Origin of the sequence: Alcaligenes sp., from assembly GCF_050255915.1 — a bacterium.
Taxonomy (GTDB): Bacteria; Pseudomonadota; Gammaproteobacteria; order Burkholderiales; family Burkholderiaceae_B; genus Alcaligenes; species Alcaligenes aquatilis.
Window position 1 is genome coordinate 135,912 of the sequence record NZ_JBFWIQ010000010.1, and the last position, 20,300, is coordinate 156,211.

The 20,300-nt window shown below is 56.5% G+C and carries 20 protein-coding genes; 11 read left to right on the forward strand and 9 right to left on the reverse strand.

Annotated elements, in window-relative coordinates:
- Position 1 precedes the first annotated feature (1 nt).
- The 4 genes from AB7E06_RS13890 to AB7E06_RS13905 all read left to right on the forward strand — a co-directional run bounded on the left by AB7E06_RS13890 (position 2) and on the right by AB7E06_RS13905 (position 4,268).
- Positions 2-1,777, forward strand: a complete 1,776-nt coding sequence (locus tag AB7E06_RS13890; RefSeq protein WP_094197784.1) for an acyl-CoA dehydrogenase — start codon at positions 2-4, stop codon at positions 1,775-1,777.
- A 129-nt stretch (positions 1,778-1,906) separates the two neighbouring features.
- On the forward strand, positions 1,907-2,371 hold the full coding sequence (locus AB7E06_RS13895) for a MarR family winged helix-turn-helix transcriptional regulator (RefSeq protein WP_094197783.1): 465 nt from the start codon (positions 1,907-1,909) through the stop codon (positions 2,369-2,371).
- Between the two features lie 229 nt (positions 2,372-2,600).
- The gene (nirK, locus tag AB7E06_RS13900) at positions 2,601-3,746 is read left to right on the forward strand and encodes a copper-containing nitrite reductase (protein ID WP_094197782.1); all 1,146 of its coding nucleotides are present in this window, start codon (positions 2,601-2,603) and stop codon (positions 3,744-3,746) included.
- A gap of 192 nt (positions 3,747-3,938) precedes the next feature.
- Positions 3,939-4,268 carry a c-type cytochrome gene (locus AB7E06_RS13905; RefSeq protein ID WP_094197781.1) on the forward strand — a complete coding sequence of 110 codons (330 nt, stop codon included), beginning with the start codon at positions 3,939-3,941 and terminating at the stop codon, positions 4,266-4,268.
- Positions 4,269-4,292: 24 nt separating this feature from the next.
- On the opposite strand, the gene AB7E06_RS13910 is transcribed toward AB7E06_RS13905, so the two are convergent.
- The 3 genes from AB7E06_RS13910 to AB7E06_RS13920 all read right to left on the reverse strand — a co-directional run bounded on the left by AB7E06_RS13910 (position 4,293) and on the right by AB7E06_RS13920 (position 6,428).
- Complete coding sequence (locus tag AB7E06_RS13910) at positions 4,293-5,087, reverse strand: exodeoxyribonuclease III (RefSeq protein ID WP_094197780.1); 795 nt, start codon at positions 5,085-5,087, stop codon at positions 4,293-4,295.
- 72 nt (positions 5,088-5,159) lie between these two features.
- On the reverse strand, positions 5,160-5,969 hold the full coding sequence (locus AB7E06_RS13915; protein WP_094197779.1) for a DODA-type extradiol aromatic ring-opening family dioxygenase: 810 nt from the start codon (positions 5,967-5,969) through the stop codon (positions 5,160-5,162).
- 57 nt (positions 5,970-6,026) lie between these two features.
- Positions 6,027-6,428, reverse strand: a complete 402-nt coding sequence (locus AB7E06_RS13920; protein ID WP_094197778.1) for a DoxX family protein — start codon at positions 6,426-6,428, stop codon at positions 6,027-6,029.
- A gap of 202 nt (positions 6,429-6,630) precedes the next feature.
- Between AB7E06_RS13920 and AB7E06_RS13925 the strand changes: the two genes are divergently transcribed.
- Complete coding sequence (locus AB7E06_RS13925; RefSeq protein ID WP_094197777.1) at positions 6,631-7,521, forward strand: LysR family transcriptional regulator; 891 nt, start codon at positions 6,631-6,633, stop codon at positions 7,519-7,521.
- 53 nt (positions 7,522-7,574) lie between these two features.
- Positions 7,575-8,249, forward strand: coding sequence for an orotate phosphoribosyltransferase (gene pyrE, locus AB7E06_RS13930; RefSeq protein WP_094197776.1), 675 nt, complete (start codon positions 7,575-7,577; stop codon positions 8,247-8,249).
- 91 nt (positions 8,250-8,340) lie between these two features.
- On the opposite strand, the gene gatB is transcribed toward pyrE, so the two are convergent.
- Genes gatB through gatC form a run of 3 tightly spaced genes read right to left on the reverse strand, consistent with a single transcriptional unit; the run spans position 8,341 to position 11,636 of the window.
- Positions 8,341-9,798: an Asp-tRNA(Asn)/Glu-tRNA(Gln) amidotransferase subunit GatB gene (gene gatB, locus AB7E06_RS13935; protein WP_427957337.1), complete on the reverse strand. Its 1,458-nt coding sequence runs from the start codon at positions 9,796-9,798 to the stop codon at positions 8,341-8,343.
- Positions 9,798-11,318: an Asp-tRNA(Asn)/Glu-tRNA(Gln) amidotransferase subunit GatA gene (gatA, locus tag AB7E06_RS13940; RefSeq protein WP_427957339.1), complete on the reverse strand. Its 1,521-nt coding sequence runs from the start codon at positions 11,316-11,318 to the stop codon at positions 9,798-9,800. Before gatA ends, gatB begins: the two co-directional genes overlap by 1 nt.
- A gap of 9 nt (positions 11,319-11,327) precedes the next feature.
- Positions 11,328-11,636 carry an Asp-tRNA(Asn)/Glu-tRNA(Gln) amidotransferase subunit GatC gene (gene gatC, locus AB7E06_RS13945; protein ID WP_108728529.1) on the reverse strand — a complete coding sequence of 103 codons (309 nt, stop codon included), beginning with the start codon at positions 11,634-11,636 and terminating at the stop codon, positions 11,328-11,330.
- A 271-nt stretch (positions 11,637-11,907) separates the two neighbouring features.
- Between gatC and AB7E06_RS13950 the strand changes: the two genes are divergently transcribed.
- The 5 genes from AB7E06_RS13950 (at position 11,908) to rodA (ending at position 17,472) form a co-directional block, all read left to right on the forward strand.
- Entirely contained in the window at positions 11,908-12,951 is a 1,044-nt protein-coding gene (locus AB7E06_RS13950) for a rod shape-determining protein (protein ID WP_003801946.1), read from the forward strand.
- A gap of 61 nt (positions 12,952-13,012) precedes the next feature.
- Positions 13,013-13,894, forward strand: coding sequence for a rod shape-determining protein MreC (gene mreC / locus AB7E06_RS13955; RefSeq protein ID WP_108728530.1), 882 nt, complete (start codon positions 13,013-13,015; stop codon positions 13,892-13,894).
- Positions 13,878-14,459 carry a rod shape-determining protein MreD gene (mreD, locus tag AB7E06_RS13960; RefSeq protein WP_108728531.1) on the forward strand — a complete coding sequence of 194 codons (582 nt, stop codon included), beginning with the start codon at positions 13,878-13,880 and terminating at the stop codon, positions 14,457-14,459. Before mreC ends, mreD begins: the two co-directional genes overlap by 17 nt.
- Positions 14,460-14,473: 14 nt before the next feature.
- Complete coding sequence (mrdA, locus tag AB7E06_RS13965; RefSeq protein WP_094197771.1) at positions 14,474-16,333, forward strand: penicillin-binding protein 2; 1,860 nt, start codon at positions 14,474-14,476, stop codon at positions 16,331-16,333.
- The gene (gene rodA, locus AB7E06_RS13970; protein WP_094197770.1) at positions 16,330-17,472 is read left to right on the forward strand and encodes a rod shape-determining protein RodA; all 1,143 of its coding nucleotides are present in this window, start codon (positions 16,330-16,332) and stop codon (positions 17,470-17,472) included. Before mrdA ends, rodA begins: the two co-directional genes overlap by 4 nt.
- Before the next feature lie 86 nt (positions 17,473-17,558).
- Here rodA and mutY read toward each other — a convergent pair whose 3' ends face one another.
- From mutY to AB7E06_RS13985, 3 genes are read right to left on the reverse strand one after another with little or no spacing between them, the layout of a single operon-like run.
- Complete coding sequence (gene mutY / locus AB7E06_RS13975) at positions 17,559-18,650, reverse strand: A/G-specific adenine glycosylase (protein ID WP_427957344.1); 1,092 nt, start codon at positions 18,648-18,650, stop codon at positions 17,559-17,561.
- Positions 18,650-19,558, reverse strand: a complete 909-nt coding sequence (locus AB7E06_RS13980) for a cell division protein FtsX (protein ID WP_094197768.1) — start codon at positions 19,556-19,558, stop codon at positions 18,650-18,652. The genes mutY and AB7E06_RS13980 overlap by 1 nt, the downstream gene beginning before the upstream one ends.
- A complete protein-coding gene (locus tag AB7E06_RS13985; RefSeq protein WP_094197767.1) occupies positions 19,555-20,226 on the reverse strand; it encodes a cell division ATP-binding protein FtsE in 672 nt (223 codons plus the stop codon). The genes AB7E06_RS13980 and AB7E06_RS13985 overlap by 4 nt, the downstream gene beginning before the upstream one ends.
- Positions 20,227-20,300 lie beyond the last annotated feature (74 nt).

Genomic DNA, 20,300 nt, shown 5'->3' on the forward strand with positions numbered 1-20,300 from the left:
TATGCAAGCATCACATTATCAGCCCCCCTTGGAGGATTTCCGGTTTGTGCAGCAGTATTGCTTACAGGCGGAAAAAGAGTGGTGCCGTTTGTCGGCGCACCAGGGGCTGGATCAGGAAACGGCAGATAGGGTGCTCGAGGCGGCCGGACGCTTCTGTGCTGACGTATTGGCCCCGCTCAATGGGCCAGCGGACTTGCAAGGCTGTCGTCTGGAGCACGGACGGGTCTTGACGCCAGACGGGTTTGCTAAAGCCTATGCCGATTTTGTGGAAGCGGGCTGGCCTGCTTTGGCCTGCGATCCCAGCGTGGGCGGCCAGGGTCTGCCTCAGTTGCTGGATACGGCCTTGCATGAAATGCTGGCATCGGCCAATCACGGCTGGGCCATGTATCCGGGAATTTTGCATGGTGCGTACGCCTGCTTGCATGCTCATGGTGATGATTACATCCGCCGCACCTATCTGCCGCCTATCGTTAGCGGGCGTTGGTTGGCCACGATGTGCCTGACAGAACCACAAGCCGGTTCCGATTTGGGTTTGTTACGTACCCAGGCACTGCCCGAACAAGATGGTTCCTACCGCTTGCATGGCAACAAGATTTTCATCTCTGGTGGCGATCAGGATATGAGCGAGAACATCGTTCATCTGGTGCTGGCACGTCTGCCCGATGCCCCTGCCGGTACACGGGGGCTGTCCTTGTTCCTGGCCCCACGCCTGATTCCCCAGGAACAGGGATTGGTTCCCAATACGATTTATTGCGATGGTATTGAGAAGAAAATGGGTATCAAGGGCAGTGCTACTTGTACGATGCGTTTCGAGGCTGCCCAGGCCTGGTTGCTTGGCAAGCCGCATCAAGGTCTGGCTGCCATGTTTGTCATGATGAATTCGGCTCGTTTGCATGTTGGCTTGCAAGGCTTGGGGCATGCAGAAGCTGCGTGGCAATTGGCACGCACTTATGCTCACGAACGTCATCAGATGCGGGTGCAACCTCGCCCGGCAACGGCCAAGGGAGCAGCGGACCCTATTGCCCATCATCCTGCCATGCAACGCATCCTTGCCGACTTACGCGTCTGGACGGAGGGTATGCGGGTGATGGCGGCGTGGACAGCGCATCAGCTTGATTTGGCGCAGAGCCTGCCAGAGGGCGACGAGCAGGCTCAGGCGCTGAGTCTGGCCTCTTTGCTGACACCGGTCGTCAAGTCGTTCTTTACAGAGCGGGGCTTTGCCCTGGCCAGCGACGCACTACAAGTTTTTGGCGGCTATGGGTACGTGCATGAGTATCGTATTGAGCAAACGCTTCGGGATGTGCGTATTGCCATGATTTATGAAGGAACCAACCAGATCCAGGCGCTGGATCTGCTGCAGCGCAAGATTGCCGCCGTCGGCCCCGAGGCCTTGCAGCCTTTGCTCCAGACCTGGCGCGGGGAGGCGGATGCTTGCCTGAGTGCGATGGCGGACTGTCCGTGGGGCAAAGCGTTAAGGCAGTGGAGCGACCATCTGCACGAAGTGACGACCCATTTGTGCACCCGTGCTCAACACGATACGCAAGTGCTGGCGTGGTGTGCGGAGGATTATCTGCGCTTGGTCGGTACCGTGTGTATGGCATTTGCCTGGGCACGGGCAGGGCGGGTCAGTCGCTTGCAGGCCGATACCAGCTTGTGTGAGCGTAAGGTGGCCAGTGCCGATTATTTCTTTGATCATGGCTTGCTGGACGCCCGCTATTATTTGAGCAGGATAGAGGCGACAGCGGCAAGCACAGTGCCCATGCAAAAGCTCGTCTGAGACGGTTTACGGGTCTATGTTCTATGATTGATGTCTGCACCGATCAACGGTGTGCCGCTCAGGATGGTGTCGATAGTATGTCGACACTGTCTTGCTGGCGTTTTTCTCTTTTTAGTCAGACACCAACTCATGGACAGTGCTCTCGAATCCGCTGTTGACCAGTCGCGCCTTCTGCGCTTTCTGGGCTATCGCCTCACGCGTACGGAAATTCATATTCATAAGCTGTTTGCGCATCGTGTTGCCGAACATGATCTCAAGCCCAGCGAGTTTTCTATTTTGATCTTGCTCGATGCCAATCCGGGAATCTATTTACGCCAATTGGGTGAAACGCTGGATATCTCGCCGTCCAATCTGGTGCCGGTGGTCGAGCGTCTGGTCAAGCGTGGTTTGATCCAACGCCATTCAGACCCGCGTGATCGACGTTTGCAGCAATTGCATCTGACTGCTCAAGGCCAGACTTTGCTCTTGCCTGCTGAAGAGCAGGTCGGAAAATTGGAGGAGGAATTGGAACAGATTCTCACCGCTACCGAGCGGCGCCATTTGTTCTCGGCCCTGGACAAACTGATGGCCGTCCAAGAGAGTCGCGAAAGCTGATCAGTTGCAGAATGGCTGAGCAGACGATCCTTGCGGATCGGGTTGCGGCGTATCGTTAACAGGTATTTTTTAAAACCGCCGTTGAGGCGGTTTTTTTTGTGCGCATCGCCAATGCTTGCGCTGCAACAAAGATGGCGTAGATTAAGTGCGTTCAAATACATCCTGTAACTGTTAGAGCAATCAACTATTTAATCAGCAGGCATTACGCCTGGATCAAACCGGAGGTAGTATGGAACGTCGTCATTTCTTGAAAAGTGCTGGCCTAGGTGTGGCCGCAGGAACCACTTTGTTGGCGGCGCAAGTACAAGCCCGCGAAACAGCCGCCCCCAAAAAGAATGCGCCCTGGCTGGCTGCACGTACAGAAGAGCAGATCGCCAAGCTGGAACGGGTCAAGGTGGATCTGGTTGCGCCTCCCATGGTCCATAAACACGAGCAAAAAGTGGGTCCCGAGCCGCGTGTCGTGGAATTTCGCATGACCATCTCCGAGCGCGAAATCGAGGTTGACCGTGACGGCACCACCATGCACGCCATGATGTTCGACGATTCCATGCCCGGTCCTACCATGGTGGTTCATGAAGGCGACTACCTGGAGCTGACCCTGGTGAACCCGGCCACCAACACCATGCCGCATAATATCGACTTTCATGCCTCGACCGGTGCGCTGGGCGGTGCCAAGCTGACCAACGTGAACCCTGGGGAGCAAGCCACACTGCGTTTCAAGGCCGACCGTAGCGGTACCTTCATTTACCACTGCGCACCAGAAGGCTCGGTTGCCTGGCACGTGGTTCAGGGCATGCACGGTACCGTCATGGTGCTGCCACGCGACGGCCTGAAAGACTCGGCTGGTAACCCCTTGCATTACGACCGTGTCTACAGCATTGGTGAGTTTGACCTCTACATCCCTCGTGATGAAAAGGGTAACTTTAAAAAGTATGGTTCATCGGCGGAAAGCTACGGTGATACCTTGGAAGCCATGCGTGGCCTGATCCCCAGCCATGTGGTGTTCAACGGTAAGGTCGGTGCCTTGATGGGTGACGGTGCCATGAAGGCCAAAGTGGGTGAAACCGTGCTGTTCATTCACTCGCAGGCCAACCGCGATACGCGACCCCACCTGATCGGGGGGCACGGTGACTGGGTTTGGGAACTGGGTAAATTTGATGACCCACCCGCCAAGAACCTGGAAACCTGGTTCATTCGTGGCGGTTCGGCCGGTGTGGCGCTCTACACCTTCAAGCAGCCTGGAGTGTACGCCTACGTGAACCACAACCTGATCGAAGCCATGGAGCTGGGCGCCGCAGGTCACGTCCTGGTCGAAGGCGACTGGAACGATGACTTGATGAAACAAGTCAGCCCTCCCGGCCCGATCAAGGCTTAAGGCAGGAGTTGGTGCCCGGAGCGCGGAATTGAGGAACAGGAGTACGAATCAATTCCGTCCGGGCTTGCAGGCAGTATCGTAAACAAGCCAAGAACAAGCAGGGGGTATGGACTTTGAAAACCAGGTCCCTTGTTCTGCAAACGAAGTATCAGCCGGGCATGCGTTCATGCCGACTGTTTAAAGGGTAAAACCATGAGAATCTATAGCCCCGCCACCATGATGTCATCTGCAATGGCCGCTTTACTCTTGTTGGCCGCTGTTCCTGCAGCACATGCCGATTCCGACGAAGCCCTCAAACTATATAAATCGTCGTGTATGGTCTGCCACGCATCCGGTATGGCCAATGCGCCCCGTCTGGGTGATAAGGCTCGTTGGGCGCCCTTGATTGCTCAAGGCGAAGACGCCCTGATGGAAGTGGTTATCAATGGCAAGGGCGCCATGCCACCGCGTGGTGCTGCCCCCAAAGCCACGGACGAGCAATTGCGTAGTGTGGTGCGCTACATGATTGAGAAGGGCAGCTAAGGCGCTGACCTTCTCAGACTGGGCTTACAAGCTCCAGTCGTAATCAACCGTCAAGGGCGCATGGTCACTGAAACGCTCTTCTTTATAGACTGTGGCATGACGCGCTTTGGCAGCAATACCTGGGGTGGCAATTTGATAATCAATGCGCCACCCCACATTTTTGGCCCAAGCCTGGCCGCGGTTGCTCCACCAGGTGTAGCACTCGTCGGTGGTATCGGGATGCAGGCTGCGATACACGTCTACCCAGGACAGCTCGTCCAGCACTTTTGTCATCCAGGCACGTTCTTCAGGTAGAAAGCCGCTGTTTTTCAGATTGCCTTTCCAGTTTTTCAGATCGGCTTCGTGGTGTGCAATATTCCAGTCACCACAAATGATGAATTCGCGGCCAGTATCACGGTGCTCCTGCATCAAGCCATTAATCCACTGCTCAAAATGATCCAGAAAGCGGTACTTGGCCGTTTGACGCTCGTCGCCCGACGAACCGGAGGGCAGGTAGGCGCTGATGACACTCAGGTCATGCCAGTCGGCGCGAATGATACGGCCTTCGGCATCAAATTCCTCGCAGGCCATCCCTTCGACCACATTTTCCGCTTTGTGATTCAGATACAGGCCTACGCCGCTATAGCCTTTTTTCTGCGCGTGGTGGAAATGCCCGTGATACTGACCGGGGTGGGTCAGATCGGGGGTCAGATCAGGCTCGCTGATCTTGATTTCCTGCATGCAGACAATATGAGGTTTCTGGGCTTCCAGCCAGGCGGGCAGGCCTTTACGAAAAGCAGCCCGAATACCGTTGACGTTTAACGAGGTGACGCGTAACACGTGGCAATTCTCCTTATAGCGTCAGCACTGTAACCCGTAACCTGCCTGTATGTCAGTGGCCGTCAGAGCTTGTTACGTGGCCGAGCCAAAGCGGTAGCTGGACACGGTCAAGCCACCAAAGGCGTGTGTTTCATGGTGAAAGCGATGCGCGGTATCGCCACGTGCGGCCCCGGCAGCCACCATGACGGGGACCAGGTGATCCTCGCGCGGATGGGCAATACGTGCCGCCGGAGCTTGTTCCCAATCCATCAAGGCCTGACGGCGAACAGCGGGATCCTCCAGGCTTAGGCTCTGGTGTAGCCAGGCATCAAACTGGGCCGAGGGCTCCACACCACCGGGTCCCATATTGCGCAGGTTGTGGTAGCTCAGGCCGCTGCCAATAATCAGCACATCCTCGTCCCGCAAGGGGGCCAGGGCTTGGCCCATGGCGTAGTGCAGGGCCGGGTCATAGTTGGCGTGAATGGACAACTGAACCATGGGCACTTTGGCCTGCGGGTAGATGACATAAGCCGGTACGAAGGCGCCGTGGTCAAAGCCGCGTTGCATATCCAGATGAGTGGGCAGGCCAGCGCCTTCCAGCAGGTTACAGACCTGCTGGGCTAATGCAGGATCGCCCGGTGCAGGGTAATGGATCTCGTAGGTATGGGGTGGAAAGCCATAGTAGTCGTACACCATGCTCGGTTGTGCTGCGGCTGCGACCAGCAAATGTGCCTGTTGGGCTTCCCAGTGGGCGGAGACCATCACGATTGCTTTGGGCGTGCGGCCCAGTTGGCGTGGAATGTCCTGCAAGGCAGTACGCAGCGGGGCGTACATGGTTTGTGCCTCGGAGATCCAGGGCCAGGGTCCGCCACCGTGCGAAATGAAATAGGTGGGCATTGTCATGATGATCTCCTGCCCCCCGCCAGATAGAGGCAGGGGTTAAGGGGTTGAGTGGGGCAATCAGTCTTTGCTGCGACCTGCGTCAATGCTCCAGGGGCCCGGGCCAGCAAAGGCCAGATAGAGGAACACAAAGCAGAACAGAACCGCCGCTTCGCCGCCGTTGAGAATTGGAGTGGCAAAGGTACTGGAGGTGGCGTGACCAATAAAATAAGCAAACGCGCACAGGCCCGATGCAACAAAGGCTGCAAAGCGAGAAAACAGCCCAAGCACCAGCAAGCCGCCCAGAACGAGTTCCAGGATGCCTGCAACCCCATACAGAGAGGTGATCTGCAGGTTGGCAAACATGTCTACTTTGGGGAAACCGAGGATCTTGGCAGTACCGTGTGTCAGCAGTAAATAGCCTGTGACAAAGCGCAGCAGGCTAAGGATGCGAGGAGTCCAGCTGGAAGTAAGGGCGCTCATGTGTTTTCCTTTGGAAAGTTGACAGTATCGGTAAAACAGCACCTGACCCGGGGAAGTGACATCGTTTCGATGTCAGCCTGGAGCTGGTCCCGCCCGTTCAAGGTCCAGACAGGCATCGGGTTGGCACTTTTTTTAGATTAATCAATTACTATCAGGAAATAAACAGGCCTATTTTCATTAGTTACTTTCTTATTAGGAAAGCATGGATACGATTCAGAGTTTGCGGGTGTTCAGAGAGATCGTGGTGGCGGGCAGTTTTGCCGCGGCGGCGCAACGTCTGGACATGTCAGCGCCTATGGTCAGCAAACACCTGGCCAATCTGGAAAAACAGCTAGGCACCCGCTTGCTCCATCGCAGCAGCCGTCGTTTGAGTCTGACAGAATTGGGGCAGACTTACTTTGACTATTGCCTGCAGGCGCTCGATACCCTGGAACGCGGGCAGCAGGCTTTGTCGGGTTCAGGGCATCAGCCGCAAGGGGCCTTGCGGGTGACGGCTCCGGTGTGGTTTGCAAATCGCAAAGTGGCGCAGTTGTTGCACGATTACCAAACACGCTTTCCGGAAGTGACTCTGGACATGAGCCTGAGCAATCACAAAGTGGATTTGGTGGCGGAAGGTTTTGATCTGGCTCTGCGGGTGATGCGTGAGCCTGCCCCGCATCAGATTGCGCGTCTTATTTGCCCCATGCCTTTTCATCTGGTGGCCAGCCCGGCGTTTGTGGCCCAGCACGGCATGCCGCGCAACTGTGCTGAGGTGATGCGTTTGCCTGCTATCAGTCCCAGTTATTTGCAGCAGCCCAGCTTCGAGCTGTTAGGGCCGGACGGGCCGGAGTCCTTGCGCCTGAATCCTTTTATGCGCTCGGACAACACGAACCTGACCTATTACAGCGCCTTGGGCGGAGCAGGGTTGGCCTATTTGCCCCAGTGGCTGGTCATGGATGATCTGAACAGTGGTCGTTTGGTTCGCTTGCTACCTGATTACACCGAAGAGCGGCAACAACTGCACGCTGTCTATGCCAGTCGTCGCTATTTGACACCTAAAGTGCGCAGTTTTATCGACTTCTTGTTAGAAGAACTGGCCGAACCTGCCAAGTGATGGCGCACAACACGCTAAAATGCTGTTCGTCTCTATCTTTTTCATACTCTGTCATGTCGGCTACTAACGATAATCGTCGCAATTTTGTGCGCTTTTCCCTGGAACAGGGAGTGCTGCGCTTTGGGGAATTCAAGGTCAAGTCTGGCCGTTTGAGTCCTTACTTCTTCAATGCCGGCCTGTTCAATACGGGACGTAGTGTGGGTCAACTGGCCCGTTTCTATGCCCAGGCTTTACTGGATTCGGGCGTGTCGTTTGACATGCTGTTCGGGCCTGCCTACAAAGGGATTCCTTTGGCTGCCGCGACCTCGATTGCCCTGGCTGAGCATCCTCAAATTGGTGATCGTGACGTGCCCTTTGCCTTCAACCGCAAAGAAGCCAAAGACCACGGCGAAGGCGGTACCCTGGTGGGAGCACCCTTGCAAGGCAAGGTCGTGATTATTGATGACGTGATCACAGCGGGTACGTCCGTGCGTGAATCCATGCAGATCATCAAGGCGGCGGGTGCAGAGCCTGCTGCGGTGCTGATTGCTCTGGATCGCATGGAACGCGCTGGTAATGACCAGGAACTGTCCGCGCATTCTGCTGTGCAGGAAGTGGAACAGACTTACGGTATTCCCGTGATCAGCATTGCCTCGCTGGCTGACATCATGGCGGTATTGGCAGACGATACGACCTTGGCCGCTCATGCTCCCCAGGTGAAAGCCTACCGTGATCGCTACGGCGTCTGATCTTCCGCGTTTGTTAAGCAGGATTCAGTAGTAAAAAAAACACCAGGCCTTGGCCTGGTGTTTTTGTATCCGCTAAGCGCAGAGTCCGGACTTAAGCGTCCAGCTTTTGCTTGAGCATTTCATTGATTTGCTGCGGATTGGCCTTGCCCTTGGCAACCTTCATTACCTGACCGACCAAAGCGTTGAAGGCCTTGGGTTTACCGGCACGGTGTTGTTCGACGATGCTGGGGTTGGCGGCCAGTACTTCGTCCACCATGGCCTCAATGGCACCCACATCGTTGATCTGCTTCAAGCCACGGGCGTCGATAATGGCATCTACATCGCAATTGAGCTCGCCATCCCACTGCGCCGCAAAGACATCGCGGGCAATCTTGTTGGAGATGGTGCCGTCAGCAATACGGGCAATCAGCTGAGCCAATTGTGCCGGGCTGACTTTGGACTGTTCGATGCTGATTTCTTCACGGTTCAAGGCAGCCGACAACTCGCCCAGCACCCAGTTGGCAGCCAGTTTGGCATTGGCGCTGGAACCTGCTTGCAAGATGGCTTCAAAGAAGTCGGAAGTGGCGCGGTCTACCGTCAGCTGCGAGGCGTCGTAACGGCTCAGTTCAAACTCTTGCTCGAAGCGGGCCTGTTTCTGGGCGGGCAGTTCAGGCATGTTCTGACGAACCTGCTCGATCCATTCTTCACTGATAAACAGAGGTGGCAGGTCAGGGTCGGGGAAGTAGCGGTAATCGTGTGCATCTTCCTTGCTGCGCATGCTGCGGGTCTCATCGCGATCCGAGTCGTACAGGCGGGTTTCCTGAATGACCTTGCCACCGTCTTCGATCAGTTCGATCTGGCGACGTGCTTCGTATTGAATGGCACGTTCCAGGAAGCGGAAGGAGTTGATGTTTTTCAGTTCGCAACGGGTGCCAAATTCATTCTGGCCTTTGGGGCGCACCGATACGTTGGCATCGACGCGGAACGAGCCTTCCTGCATATTGCCGTCGCAAATACCCAGCCAGACTACCAGGCTGTGCAAGGCGCGGGCATAGCCCACGGCTTCAGCAGCCGAGCGCATTTCAGGTTCGGACACGATCTCCAGCAGCGGAGTGCCTGCTCGGTTCAAGTCGATCCCGGTGCTGGACTCGCCGTAAGGACCACGGAAGTTTTCATGCAGGGATTTACCGGCATCTTCTTCCAGGTGGGCGCGTGTCAGATTGATGGTTTTTTCTTCGCCATCCAGCATGAAGCTGACTGTGCCGCCGCTGACGACGGGGATTTCCATCTGGCTGATCTGGTAGTTCTTGGGTAGATCAGGGTAGAAGTAGTTTTTGCGCTCGAACACGGAACGTGGCGCAATGTGGCCACCAACGGCCAGACCCAGACGGATCGCCCGTTCGGCAGCACCACGGTTAAAGACGGGCAGCGCGCCAGGCAGGGCCATATCGACTTCGTTGGCTTGCGTGTTGGGCAAGGCTCCAAAGCGGGTGCTGCTGCTGGAGAAGATTTTGGATTCGGTCGAGAGCTGGGTATGGGTTTCCAGCCCGATCACAATTTCCCATTCCATTATTGTTGTCCTGGTTGACGTTGATGCCAGTCGGTGACTTGCTGGAAGCGGTCGGCAAAGGCCAGCAATTGGCCTTCACGGAAGTAGTTGCCAATGATTTGCAGGCCGATGGGCAAGGGGCGCTCATCGTTACTGAAGCCGCAAGGAATGGACATGGCGGGCAGGCCAGCCAGACTGACGCCCAGCGTGTAGACATCGCCCAGCCAGTCGGTAGTGGGGTCCTCGATGGTGGCACCCAGCTTGCGGCCCAGGGCCGGTGTGACGGGGCCAAGGATCAGGTCGCACTGTTCAAAGGCTTTTTGGAAGTCGTCCACAATCATGCGGCGTACGCGTTGGGCTTGCAGATAGTAGGCGTCGTAGTAGCCGTGCGAGAGCACGTAAGTGCCAACCAGAATGCGGCGCATCACCTCAGGGCCAAAACCTTCCGAGCGCGAACGCGAGATCATGCTGTTCAGGTCGGTGTACTGGCTGGCGCGGTGGCCAAAGCGTACACCGTCAAAGCGTGACAGGTTGGTTGAGGCCTCAGCGGGGCTGATGACGTAATACGTAGGGACAGACAGCTCGGTCAGGGGCAGTTGCACGGTGACGCGTTCTGCACCCAGGCTTTCGTAGGTTTTCAGGGCGGCTTCGATGGCGTCGGCAACGACCGGGTCCAGGCCGGGGCCAAAGAACTGGGCGGGCACACCAATACGCAGGCCTTTCAGTGGCTGACTGCCTTGGGCTTCTTGCTGCGACTGTTGCTGTTCAAATTGCTGACGAATCCGCGCGCCGTTATTGGGCTGATCGTCGCAAAATTCCAGACTGGTAGCATCTTGGGGGTCGAAACCGCACATGGTCTCCAGCAGATCGAGCAAGTCGCGGGCATTACGGGCGATAGGGCCGGCCTGATCCAGGCTGGAGCCGTAAGCAATGATGCCAAAGCGGGAAATCGTGCCGTAGGTGGGCTTGATGCCGCTGACACCACACAGGGCGGCAGGCTGGCGAATCGAGCCGCCGGTATCGGTTGCGCTTGCACCAGCTACCAGACCAGCGGCCACCGCAGCGGCGGAACCACCTGACGAACCACCGGGCACCATGGTGTGATCCCAGGGGTTACGTACGGGACCGAATACCGAGCTTTCGTTGCGCGAACCCATGGCGAACTCGTCACAGTTCAGTTTGCCCAGCGAGACAGCACCGGCTGCCTGCAGTTTGGTCACCACCGTCGCGTCAAAGGGGCTGACATAGCCTTTCAGCATTTTGCTGCAGGCGGTGGTCTGCCAATCCTTGGTGACAAACAAATCTTTGTGGGCGATCGGGATGCCGGTCAGTGGACCGGCCTTGCCTTGGGCAATCAGGGCATCGGCGGCATCGGCCTGTGCCAGGGTCAGGGCGGCGTCTTGCTGAACAAAGGCATTGAGCTCTTTTTGACGGGCGCTGTTGTCCAGGGCTTGCTGGGCCAGCTCGCGGGCACTGACGGTTTTGTTTTGCAGAGCTAGTCGCAGCGCTGCAATAGTCGCGAATTCAGGGGTAAAAGACATGGTTTTGCTTTATTCGATGACCGTGGGCACCAGAAACAGGCCATCCTGCTCGGCGGGGGCGTTGCGCATCATGGCCTGGCGGCTTTCTACCGTTCCGCAAGGCAGGGCCTTGTCCTCGCGCAGACGCAGACTGATCTGCTGGCGGGCGGACAAAGGGTGGGCCATCGGCTCAACGCCTTGAGTATCAACGGTTTGCAAGGTCTGGATCAGGCCCAGGATGCGCGTCAAATCGTGCTCGACCTGGGAGGCTTGTTCAGCAGAAAGATCAAGGCGCGCCAGTTGCGCTATACGGGCAACATCCTGTTCAGTGATAGACATGTGGGTGGGTACTGGAAAATAAGTAATAAAAAAAAGCGGAAATCTGTCAGTTAAGGACAGTTTGGCACTTTTACAGCAAATGCGGGGGTTACAGAACTTAACTGACCATTAAAACAGTCCTAATGTAGTGCAATTATAAGTTATCATTGATCGTTTTCTTTCCAGGTATTTTTGAATTCGTTGCCTGGTTCTTGTGCCTGTCGTTTTACGCTTGAGTTCCGCGCCGAATTTACCTGTCTTTTCCCCCAAACACTTTACACTTTGCGCGCCCATGTTCGGATTCCTACGCAGTTACTTTTCCAGCGATATGGCAATCGACCTCGGTACGGCCAATACCCTTATTTATGTACGCGGCAAGGGTATCGTACTGGATGAACCGTCCGTTGTAGCCATCCGCCATGAAGGTGGACCTAATGGTAAAAAAATCATTCAGGCCGTTGGGCAGGAGGCCAAGCAAATGCTGGGTCGGGTGCCTGGCAATATTGAAGCCATCCGGCCCATGAAGGATGGTGTGATCGCGGACTTTACTGTGACCGAGCAAATGCTCAAGCAGTTTATCCGCATGGTTCACCCCCGCAGCATGTTTGCCCCCAGCCCACGTATTATCGTGTGTGTGCCTTGTGGCTCTACCCAGGTAGAACGCCGCGCCATCAAAGAATCTGCATTAGGCGCGGGCGCCAGCAAGGTCTACCTGATTGAAGAGCCCATGGCGGCAGCAATCGGTGCCGGTCTGGCCGTGTCCGATGCCAGTGGTTCCATGGTGGTGGATATTGGTGGTGGTACTACCGAGGTGGCCGTGATCTCTTTAGGCGGCATGGTCTATAAAGGATCGGTGCGCGTTGGTGGCGACAAGTTCGACGAAGCCATTATTAATTACATCCGTCGCAATTACGGCATGCTGATCGGTGAGCCCACCGCTGAATTGATCAAAAAAGAGATTGGCTCCGCATTTCCTGGCACTGAAATTCGTGAAATTGAAGTCAAGGGTCGCAATTTGTCCGAAGGGGTGCCACGTAGTTTCACGGTTTCGTCCAACGAGATCCTGGAATCGCTGACCGATCCCTTGAATCAGATCGTCTCTGCGGTTAAAACCGCTCTGGAACAAACTCCTCCTGAACTGGGTGCGGATATCACCGACAAGGGCATTGTCCTGACCGGGGGTGGTGCGCTGGTTCATGATCTGGACCGTCTATTGCAAGAAGAGACCGGTTTGCCCGTTGTGGTGGCCGAAGATCCTCTGACGTGCGTGGTACGGGGTTGCGGCGAGGCTCTGGAGCATTTGGAGCGTCTGGAGTCCGTATTCATTTACGATTGATCCTTGCTTGGCCCCTACGGCAATGCCTGTTCGTTGGGACAAGTGATCGAGTGTTTGAGTAATGCGAGAACAAGGCTCCATCCGGCTATTTAGGCGTGGCTCATCTGCTGAGCTGCGTTTGGCCGCTCTTTTGGTGCTGACAGTGGGCCTGTTGATCACCGATGCTCGTTACTCTGTGCTTGAGCCTGTACGTCAGGCGATTGCCACTGTGCTCTACCCCTTTCAGCGCGTCATGCTCGCGCCGCGTGATCTGGTTACGTACTTCAGTAGCTGGACGGATGCGGCCTCGACCGCCCGTTCTGAAAAAGAGGCCTTGCAACGCCAGCGCATCGAGCTGGCTCAGCTCTCTACCCATGCCGCTCAGCTTTCTGCTGAAAACGAACAATTGCGTCGCTTGTTGCAAGTGGCCGATACCGTCACCCAGCCCTCTGTAGCAGTTGAAGTTCTGTACGAACCGCCCAATGGGTATGCGCGTCACCTGATTTTCAACAAGGGCTCGGCAAGTGGCATTCGTCCCGGTATGCCCGTTATTGACGAAGGCGGGGTTGTGGGGCAGGTGGTGCGTGTCACGCGTTTTACCTCGGAGGCCGCGCTTATTACTGACGACAAAGTCTCGGTGCCGGTACAGGTGCTGCGCAATGGCCTGCGTTTGATTGCCTTTGGTGGCAACCCCGGTGGCAAGGTAGAGGTGCGTTTTCTGACCAGTGACGTGGATCTGGAGCCAGACGATACCTTGATCACGAGTGGTATCGGCGGCTTGTTCCCCGCTGGTTTGCCGGTCGGGACGGTCAGCAGTATCGAGCGCGATGATGCCTCCGGTTTTGCGCTGGCTTTGGTGACGCCCTTATCGCACCCCGAGCGTTACCGCCATTTTCTCATTTTGCTGGTGCCCGAGAGCGAACGCTCTCTTGAACAGGACGATGCTGATGACGCGACACGCTGAGTCCTCGGACACCCCTAGCCGCAAAGTCCGGTCTTCATCTCTGGGCAGTTTGCAGCCTATTGATAGCAGCCCGTTTTCGCGTGCTTCCAGCCCGTGGCTGGTGTGGGGCTCAATTCTTTTGATGTGGCTGGGGTCCATGTTGCCCTGGCGCCTGCTGCCCTTTGCGCCGGACCTGTTGATGCTGGTACTGGGCTTTTGGGCCGTGCATGAGCCACGCCGTGTTCCCATGTCCCTGGCCTTCGTGCTGGGTATCTTGGTGGATGTGCATGATGGCAGTCTCCTGGGCGAGCATGCCCTGGCCTACGTGCTGGTCGTGTATGGCGCCTTGCTTTTGCGCAAGCGCATCTTGAACTTCGGTATGTGGATTCACTTTTTGCACATGGCAGTCGTCATGTTGCTGGCACAGTTGATCGTGCAGGTGTTGCACGCCTGGCTGGTGGGGGAGTGGTCTGGCTGGGAGTGGGCGGCTGGCACCTTGCTGACAGCCGCTTTGTGGCCTCTGGCCGATAGTGTGCTGTTCTTGCCGCAGCGACGTCTGGACGAATCCGACTCTGGTTCGTCCTGATTGGTAGGGCGGCCATGTTTGAATTCAAAAAAACCTCACACCAGTTGCGCCAACGCATTTTTTTTCGTGTTCTGGTGGCCGCCGTTCTGGCCTGCGTGCTGCTAGGAATTTTGGGCGTGCGCTTGTGGTACTTGCAAGTGGTGCGCTACGAAGGCTTTGCCGCTCGAGCTGATCAAAACCGTATTGCTGTCATCCCGATTACTCCCCGACGAGGCGAGATTCTGGACCGCAATGGCGAGGTTTTAGCTCGTAATTATCGGGACTACACGCTGTCGGTGGTGCCCGCCAGTCTGGGCGAGCCCGTAGACGATATGCTGGATCGCGTGGGTGAATTGGTGGAGCTAAGTCCACGCGATCGTCGCCGATTCAAGCAGAACGCCGCCCAAAACAGCCGATATTCCGAGATTTTACTGCGCAATAACCTAAGTGATGATGAAGCGGCCTGGTTTGCTGCCCATGCTTTCAAATTCCCCGGAGTGACCTTACAGGCCCGCTGGGTGCGCGAGTACCCGCACGGCGAGTCAGCGGCGCACGTGCTGGGGTATGTAGGCCGTATTTCCGAAGGCGACCAGCAGCGTCTGGAAGAAACCGGGCAAACCGGTAACTACCGAGGCACGCAGGTGATTGGCAAAAAAGGGATTGAGAAAACCTGGGAAAAGACCCTGCACGGACGCACGGGTATTGAAGAGGTGGAAGTGGCCGCTTCAGGTCGTCCTGTGCGTACCTTGAGTCGCGTGGACCCTGTACCGGGTGCCAGCCTGCGCCTGTCGTTGGATATTGGCCTGCAAAAGATGGCCGAAGGTTTGTTTGCCGGGAGACGTGGTGCGTTGGTGGCGATTGAACCCAGCACGGGGGAAGTGCTGGCGTTTGTGTCCGCACCGTCCTTTGACCCGAACTTGTTTATCGACGGTATCGACGTAGAGAACTGGCGCAAGTTAAATGACTCGCCCGATCATCCGCTGATTAATCGTCCCCTGTACGGTACATATCCGATTGGTTCGACCTACAAGCCCTTCGTGGCGTTGGCGGCTTTGGAGACCGGCAAGCGCAAGGCGACCGATCGTATTTCCGATCCTGGCTATTTTGAGTTTGGTGGTCAGCGTTTCCGTAACGCGGGTGGGGCGGTTTACGGGTCTACCGATATGCACCGTGCCTTGGTGGTGTCCTCGGATACGTATTTCTATTCCTTAGGCCCGGAAATCGGCGTCGATAATCTGCACGACTTCATGAAGCAGTTTGGCTTTGGCCAGCATACTGGCATTGACCTGGATGGTGAACGCCAAGGCATTTTGCCTTCTACCGAGTGGAAACGTAAGGCTTATCGCAAACCGGCGCAACAGCGCTGGTATGCTGGGGAGAGTATCTCCGTGGCGGTAGGCCAGGGCTATAACTCTTTTACCGTGTTGCAACTGGCTCATGCCACGGCTGTGCTGGCGAGCAATGGCATTGTGCGGCCTCCGCACCTGGTCACCCAGACGCTAAGTCCCCACGACCCGGAAATTGAGCAGCCCGTGCGTATTGATGCCAAGCTGATCCCCTTGAAGCAGGCTAATGTGGATGTGGTCAAACAGGCTTTGGTCGATGTAGTGCGCCAAGGCACGGCACGGCGCGCTTTTGCGGGAGCAGCCTATCAGGCTGCTGGCAAGACAGGGACCGCACAGGTCTTTAGCCTGCGCGGTGCCAAGTACAATGCGAACGCCATTGACGAACGGTTGCGTGATCACGCCTTGTTCATGTCTTACGCCCCGGCAGAAAACCCTAAAATTGCAGTTGCCCTGATTGTGGAAAACGCAGGATGGGGTGGTTCGGTTGCAGCACCGATTGTGCGCAAGGTCTTTGATTACTGGTTGGTAGAGCGAGGGCAGATGCAATGAAGCGACTTTTGCAACTGGGCCTGAAAGCTGTCACTGCCTTTGACTGGCCCTTGCTGCTGTTGCTGGTGCTGATGGCTGCGCTGGGCATGACGATCATGCATTCAGCCGTCGGGGGGACGGACTGGCGCTTTGCTGACCAGGTTCGCAATTTCCTGCTGGCCTTTGGTGTGATGTGGGTTGCGGCCTTGATTCCACCGGCGATGTGGATGAAGTTGGCCCCAGTCGTTTATTCGGTTGGGGTGGTACTGCTTTTGGGGGTGGAGTTCTTTGGCGAGACCAGCAAAGGCGCGACGCGTTGGCTGGATCTGGGGGTGGCGCGTATTCAGCCCTCGGAAATGCTCAAGATTTCTGTGCCCTTGATGCTGGCCTGGTATTTTCACCGCTATCAACGGCCCAAGATGAGCCTGCTGGATTTTGTGGTGGCGGGTATTTTGCTGATGATTCCGTTCCTGCTGATTGTGCGTCAGCCGGACTTGGGTACCGCCTTGCTGGTGTTTGCTGCTGGCTTTTGCGTTATTTATTTTGCAGGCCTGTCCTTCAAGCTGATTGTGCCGATTGTGGTCGTGCTGGTGCTGGGCATCAGTGCTTTGCTTTATTACGAAGACTATATCTGCGTGCCTGACCTGGATTGGGTGGTGCTGCACGATTATCAGAAACACCGGGTCTGCACGCTGCTGAATCCGGGTAGCGACCGTCTGGGCAGGGGCTTTCACACCATTCAGTCCATGATTGCGATTGGCTCGGGCGGGGTTTACGGCAAAGGCTACATGATGGGCACCCAGTCCCATCTGGACTTTGTTCCCGAACGTACCACCGACTTTATTTTTGCGGTGTTTGCCGAGGAATTCGGTTTGTATGGCGGCATCATGCTGCTGGTGCTGTATGCCTTGCTGATTCTGCGCGGCTTGTCGATTGCCGCTGTGGCTCATACCCAGTTCAGCCGTCTGCTGGCCGGTTCTATGTCCATGATGCTGTTTGTCTATGTGTTCGTGAACATAGGCATGGTAACGGGGATTTTGCCCGTGGTAGGCGTGCCTTTGCCATTTCTAAGCTACGGCGGCACGGCCTTGATGACGCTGGGTGTGGCCTGCGGAATGCTGATGAGCATCAGCAACGATAAGCCCGCGCGACCTTCATAGTGCTTGACCTTGGGTGCTCCTGGCTTGGTGCTGCGCGTAGCCAGGGGCTGTCTCGCTTACCCCGGATGATACCGGGGGTCTTGGCATCAAGGTAGAAGCAGTTGTTCACTATCTTGGTTTTGATACAAACCCAGCAGTAGCTTGCGTATAGGTGCAGGTAAAGCGGTTTGCTCCAGAGCTTCATGATCCTGCCATTGCTGGCCTGCCATTGGCTCGGCCAGGGTAGATTCGTCCACTTGCAGCAGCCACGGTGTGATGTGCAGCTTGAAGTGTGAGAACACGTGCTGGAAAGAGGCCAGCGCAATCGCTTCTTCATGAGACCAGTGCAGTGCCGCCGTTTGCAGGCTGACGGCATCGTCAAACTGGGGCAGAGTGAGCAGGCCACCCCAAATACCTTTGTCAGGCCGTTGCTCCAGCAAGACCTGACCGTTCAGCTCCAGAATCAGCACATGCGCATAGCGCTCATCCTGGCGGATACGCTCTTTGGGGCTGGGTAGTTCGGACTGGGCCTGATGGGTATGGGCATAGCAGTTGCTTTGCAGCGGGCATAGGCTACAGGTGGGCTTGCTGCGCGTACAGCATTGCGAGCCCAGGTCCATTAGCCCTTGGGTGTAGGCCGCCATATCCAGGCTTGCCGGAGCAAGCTCGACGACTTCATCCGCCTTGGCCCACAAGGTGTTTTCCACGGCCTTTTTCTGCGTGGGCCCATAAATTCCGAAATAGCGCGTAAACACACGTTTTACGTTGCCGTCCATGATGGGGCTGCGTTCGCCAAAACAGAAGGCGGCGATGGCACAGGCGGTGGAGCGACCTATGCCGGGCAAGGTCGCCAGATCCGTGGCATTGCCCGGGAAATGGCCGCCCCATTTTTCCATGACCTCTTGGGCACAGCGATGCAGGTTACGGGCGCGAGCGTAATAGCCCAAACCGGCCCAGTAGGGCATGACCTCGTCTTGCTCGGCAGCGGCCAGATCCTTGACGGTAGGAAAGCGTTCCAGAAAGCGCTCGTAATAACCCAGGACAGTGGCGACCTGGGTTTGCTGCAACATGATTTCGGAAAGCCAGACGCGGTAAGGGTCTTGCGTGTTCTGCCAGGGGAGGTGGTGGCGGCCGGAGGTTCTTTGCCAGGCCACCACTTTTTCGGCCAGATTTTGGGGACAGGGTTCAGGAAGCGACATCAATATTGGGTACTACGGGTAACAGACCAGCGAGCCGCCAGTGCGCCCAAAATGGCGACCAACATAGCCGCTGTCAGCAAAAGAGAAAATTCCGGCAGCTTGAGCGCTAGCTGGACGCCATAGCTTTGGGCCAGACTGGATAGGGCCTTGTTCAGCGGAGTCAGGGCCAAGAGAGCCAGGCCACATGCCAGTGCGCTGGCAAGCAGGCCGGTTAGCGCACCCATGTACAGAAAAGGGCGGCGTACAAAGGCTTCGGTCGCGCCGACCAAACGGGCCACGGCAATTTCTTCACGCTGGTTCAGGGCTTGCAGGCGCACGGTATTGAACACGGTGGCAATCACCACCACGCCCACACCTGCCATCAATATCCATAAGCCAATGCGGATAAAGCTCAGGATCGCGGCCAGACGCTGCACCCATTCGCTATCGAGCAGCACGCTATCCACGTCTTGGCGACCTTGCAGGGTTTTGGCTAAGGTATCGGCCCGCGTGACCAGATCTGGTGTTTCATGCAGGGTCAGCACAATGGCGTGGGGCAAGGGGTTGCTGGGCAAGGCGCCCAAAGCCTCTGTCCAACTGGGGTTGCTCTGCAATTGCTTGAGCGCCTGCTCCTTGCTGACCAGCCTGATATTGGCCAGTTCAGTTTGAAACTCTTTGCCCACGGCCTGGCTGAAGGCCTGGGCTTGCTCCAGGGTGCTGTTCTGTTTCATGAACACGGTCATTTCGGGCGAGGTAGGGATTTCGCGCACGACAGGCTGGGCGGCCAGCAAGATACTGGCTCCCAGCACAGGTACTGCCAGAGTCAGGGCAATGACCAGCAGATTGGACAGGGAGGAGAAGGGTTGCACTTTCAGACGGCGCAAAGCCACCAGGAAAGCATATTGGTGATGACGCAGCCAGGTTCTCATGCCAGCACTCCTGGATGATCGGAAAAGCGGCCGTCCTGAATCAGCAGGGTGCGACGCGCATAGCGTGCCATCAAATTCAGATCGTGCGAGGCAATCAGGGTGGTGACACCCACCCGGTTAAAGTCCATCAAAACATCCATGATGCGCTTGGCGTTATCGGCGTCCAGATTGGCGGTAGGCTCGTCCGCAATCAAAATAGCCGGACGATTGACAATCGCACGGGCAATGGCCAGCCGTTGCTGCTCACCACCGGACATTTCCACCGGCTTTAAATCTTCTTTGCCGCGTAGCCCCACTTTTTCCATGGCGGCGCGGGCACGTGCCTGGGCTGTGCCGGGCTCCAGGCCTACGACTGCCAGAGGCAGGAGCACATTGGCCAGGGCGCTGCGGTCTTGCAGCAAGTGTGTATCTTGTAAAACCACGCCCACAGCGCGTCGCAGATAGGGGCGCGCGCGCGCGGGCAGCTTGTCCAGCCTGTGCCCGTTGACCTGGACCGAGCCACGGCTAGGCAGCTCCAGCCCCCCGATCAGACGCAATAAAGTGGATTTACCTGCTCCCGATGGGCCGGACACAAAAATGAATTCGCCGTCATCAATGCGAAAATTAATGTCGGCTAGAATATTTTTACTGCGGCCATACGATTTAAAAACGTGTTGGAACTCGATCATCGCGACGCACAATTAAAGAGGAGTCTGCTTGAAAAGCCCCTAGGGAATGGCTATGGGGGCCTGCCTGAAAGTGT

What these genes read in the sequence shown, in the direction of transcription:
- gatA (WP_427957339.1), bottom strand. Translation starts at nt 11,318, where the DNA reads ATGTCTTTTACCCCTGAATTCGCGACTATTGCAGCGCTGCGACTAGCT.
- AB7E06_RS13895 (WP_094197783.1), top strand. Translation starts at nt 1,907, where the DNA reads ATGGACAGTGCTCTCGAATCCGCTGTTGACCAGTCGCGCCTTCTGCGC.
- nirK (WP_094197782.1), top strand. Translation starts at nt 2,601, where the DNA reads ATGGAACGTCGTCATTTCTTGAAAAGTGCTGGCCTAGGTGTGGCCGCA.
- mreD (WP_108728531.1), top strand. Translation starts at nt 13,878, where the DNA reads ATGACGCGACACGCTGAGTCCTCGGACACCCCTAGCCGCAAAGTCCGG.
- mreC (WP_108728530.1), top strand. Translation starts at nt 13,013, where the DNA reads ATGCGAGAACAAGGCTCCATCCGGCTATTTAGGCGTGGCTCATCTGCT.
- AB7E06_RS13890 (WP_094197784.1), top strand. Translation starts at nt 2, where the DNA reads ATGCAAGCATCACATTATCAGCCCCCCTTGGAGGATTTCCGGTTTGTG.
- AB7E06_RS13905 (WP_094197781.1), top strand. Translation starts at nt 3,939, where the DNA reads ATGAGAATCTATAGCCCCGCCACCATGATGTCATCTGCAATGGCCGCT.
- gatC (WP_108728529.1), bottom strand. Translation starts at nt 11,636, where the DNA reads ATGTCTATCACTGAACAGGATGTTGCCCGTATAGCGCAACTGGCGCGC.
- AB7E06_RS13980 (WP_094197768.1), bottom strand. Translation starts at nt 19,558, where the DNA reads ATGAGAACCTGGCTGCGTCATCACCAATATGCTTTCCTGGTGGCTTTG.
- pyrE (WP_094197776.1), top strand. Translation starts at nt 7,575, where the DNA reads ATGTCGGCTACTAACGATAATCGTCGCAATTTTGTGCGCTTTTCCCTG.
- gatB (WP_427957337.1), bottom strand. Translation starts at nt 9,798, where the DNA reads ATGGAATGGGAAATTGTGATCGGGCTGGAAACCCATACCCAGCTCTCG.
- AB7E06_RS13985 (WP_094197767.1), bottom strand. Translation starts at nt 20,226, where the DNA reads ATGATCGAGTTCCAACACGTTTTTAAATCGTATGGCCGCAGTAAAAAT.
- AB7E06_RS13950 (WP_003801946.1), top strand. Translation starts at nt 11,908, where the DNA reads ATGTTCGGATTCCTACGCAGTTACTTTTCCAGCGATATGGCAATCGAC.
- AB7E06_RS13920 (WP_094197778.1), bottom strand. Translation starts at nt 6,428, where the DNA reads ATGAGCGCCCTTACTTCCAGCTGGACTCCTCGCATCCTTAGCCTGCTG.
- AB7E06_RS13925 (WP_094197777.1), top strand. Translation starts at nt 6,631, where the DNA reads ATGGATACGATTCAGAGTTTGCGGGTGTTCAGAGAGATCGTGGTGGCG.
- AB7E06_RS13915 (WP_094197779.1), bottom strand. Translation starts at nt 5,969, where the DNA reads ATGACAATGCCCACCTATTTCATTTCGCACGGTGGCGGACCCTGGCCC.
- rodA (WP_094197770.1), top strand. Translation starts at nt 16,330, where the DNA reads ATGAAGCGACTTTTGCAACTGGGCCTGAAAGCTGTCACTGCCTTTGAC.
- mrdA (WP_094197771.1), top strand. Translation starts at nt 14,474, where the DNA reads ATGTTTGAATTCAAAAAAACCTCACACCAGTTGCGCCAACGCATTTTT.
- mutY (WP_427957344.1), bottom strand. Translation starts at nt 18,650, where the DNA reads ATGTCGCTTCCTGAACCCTGTCCCCAAAATCTGGCCGAAAAAGTGGTG.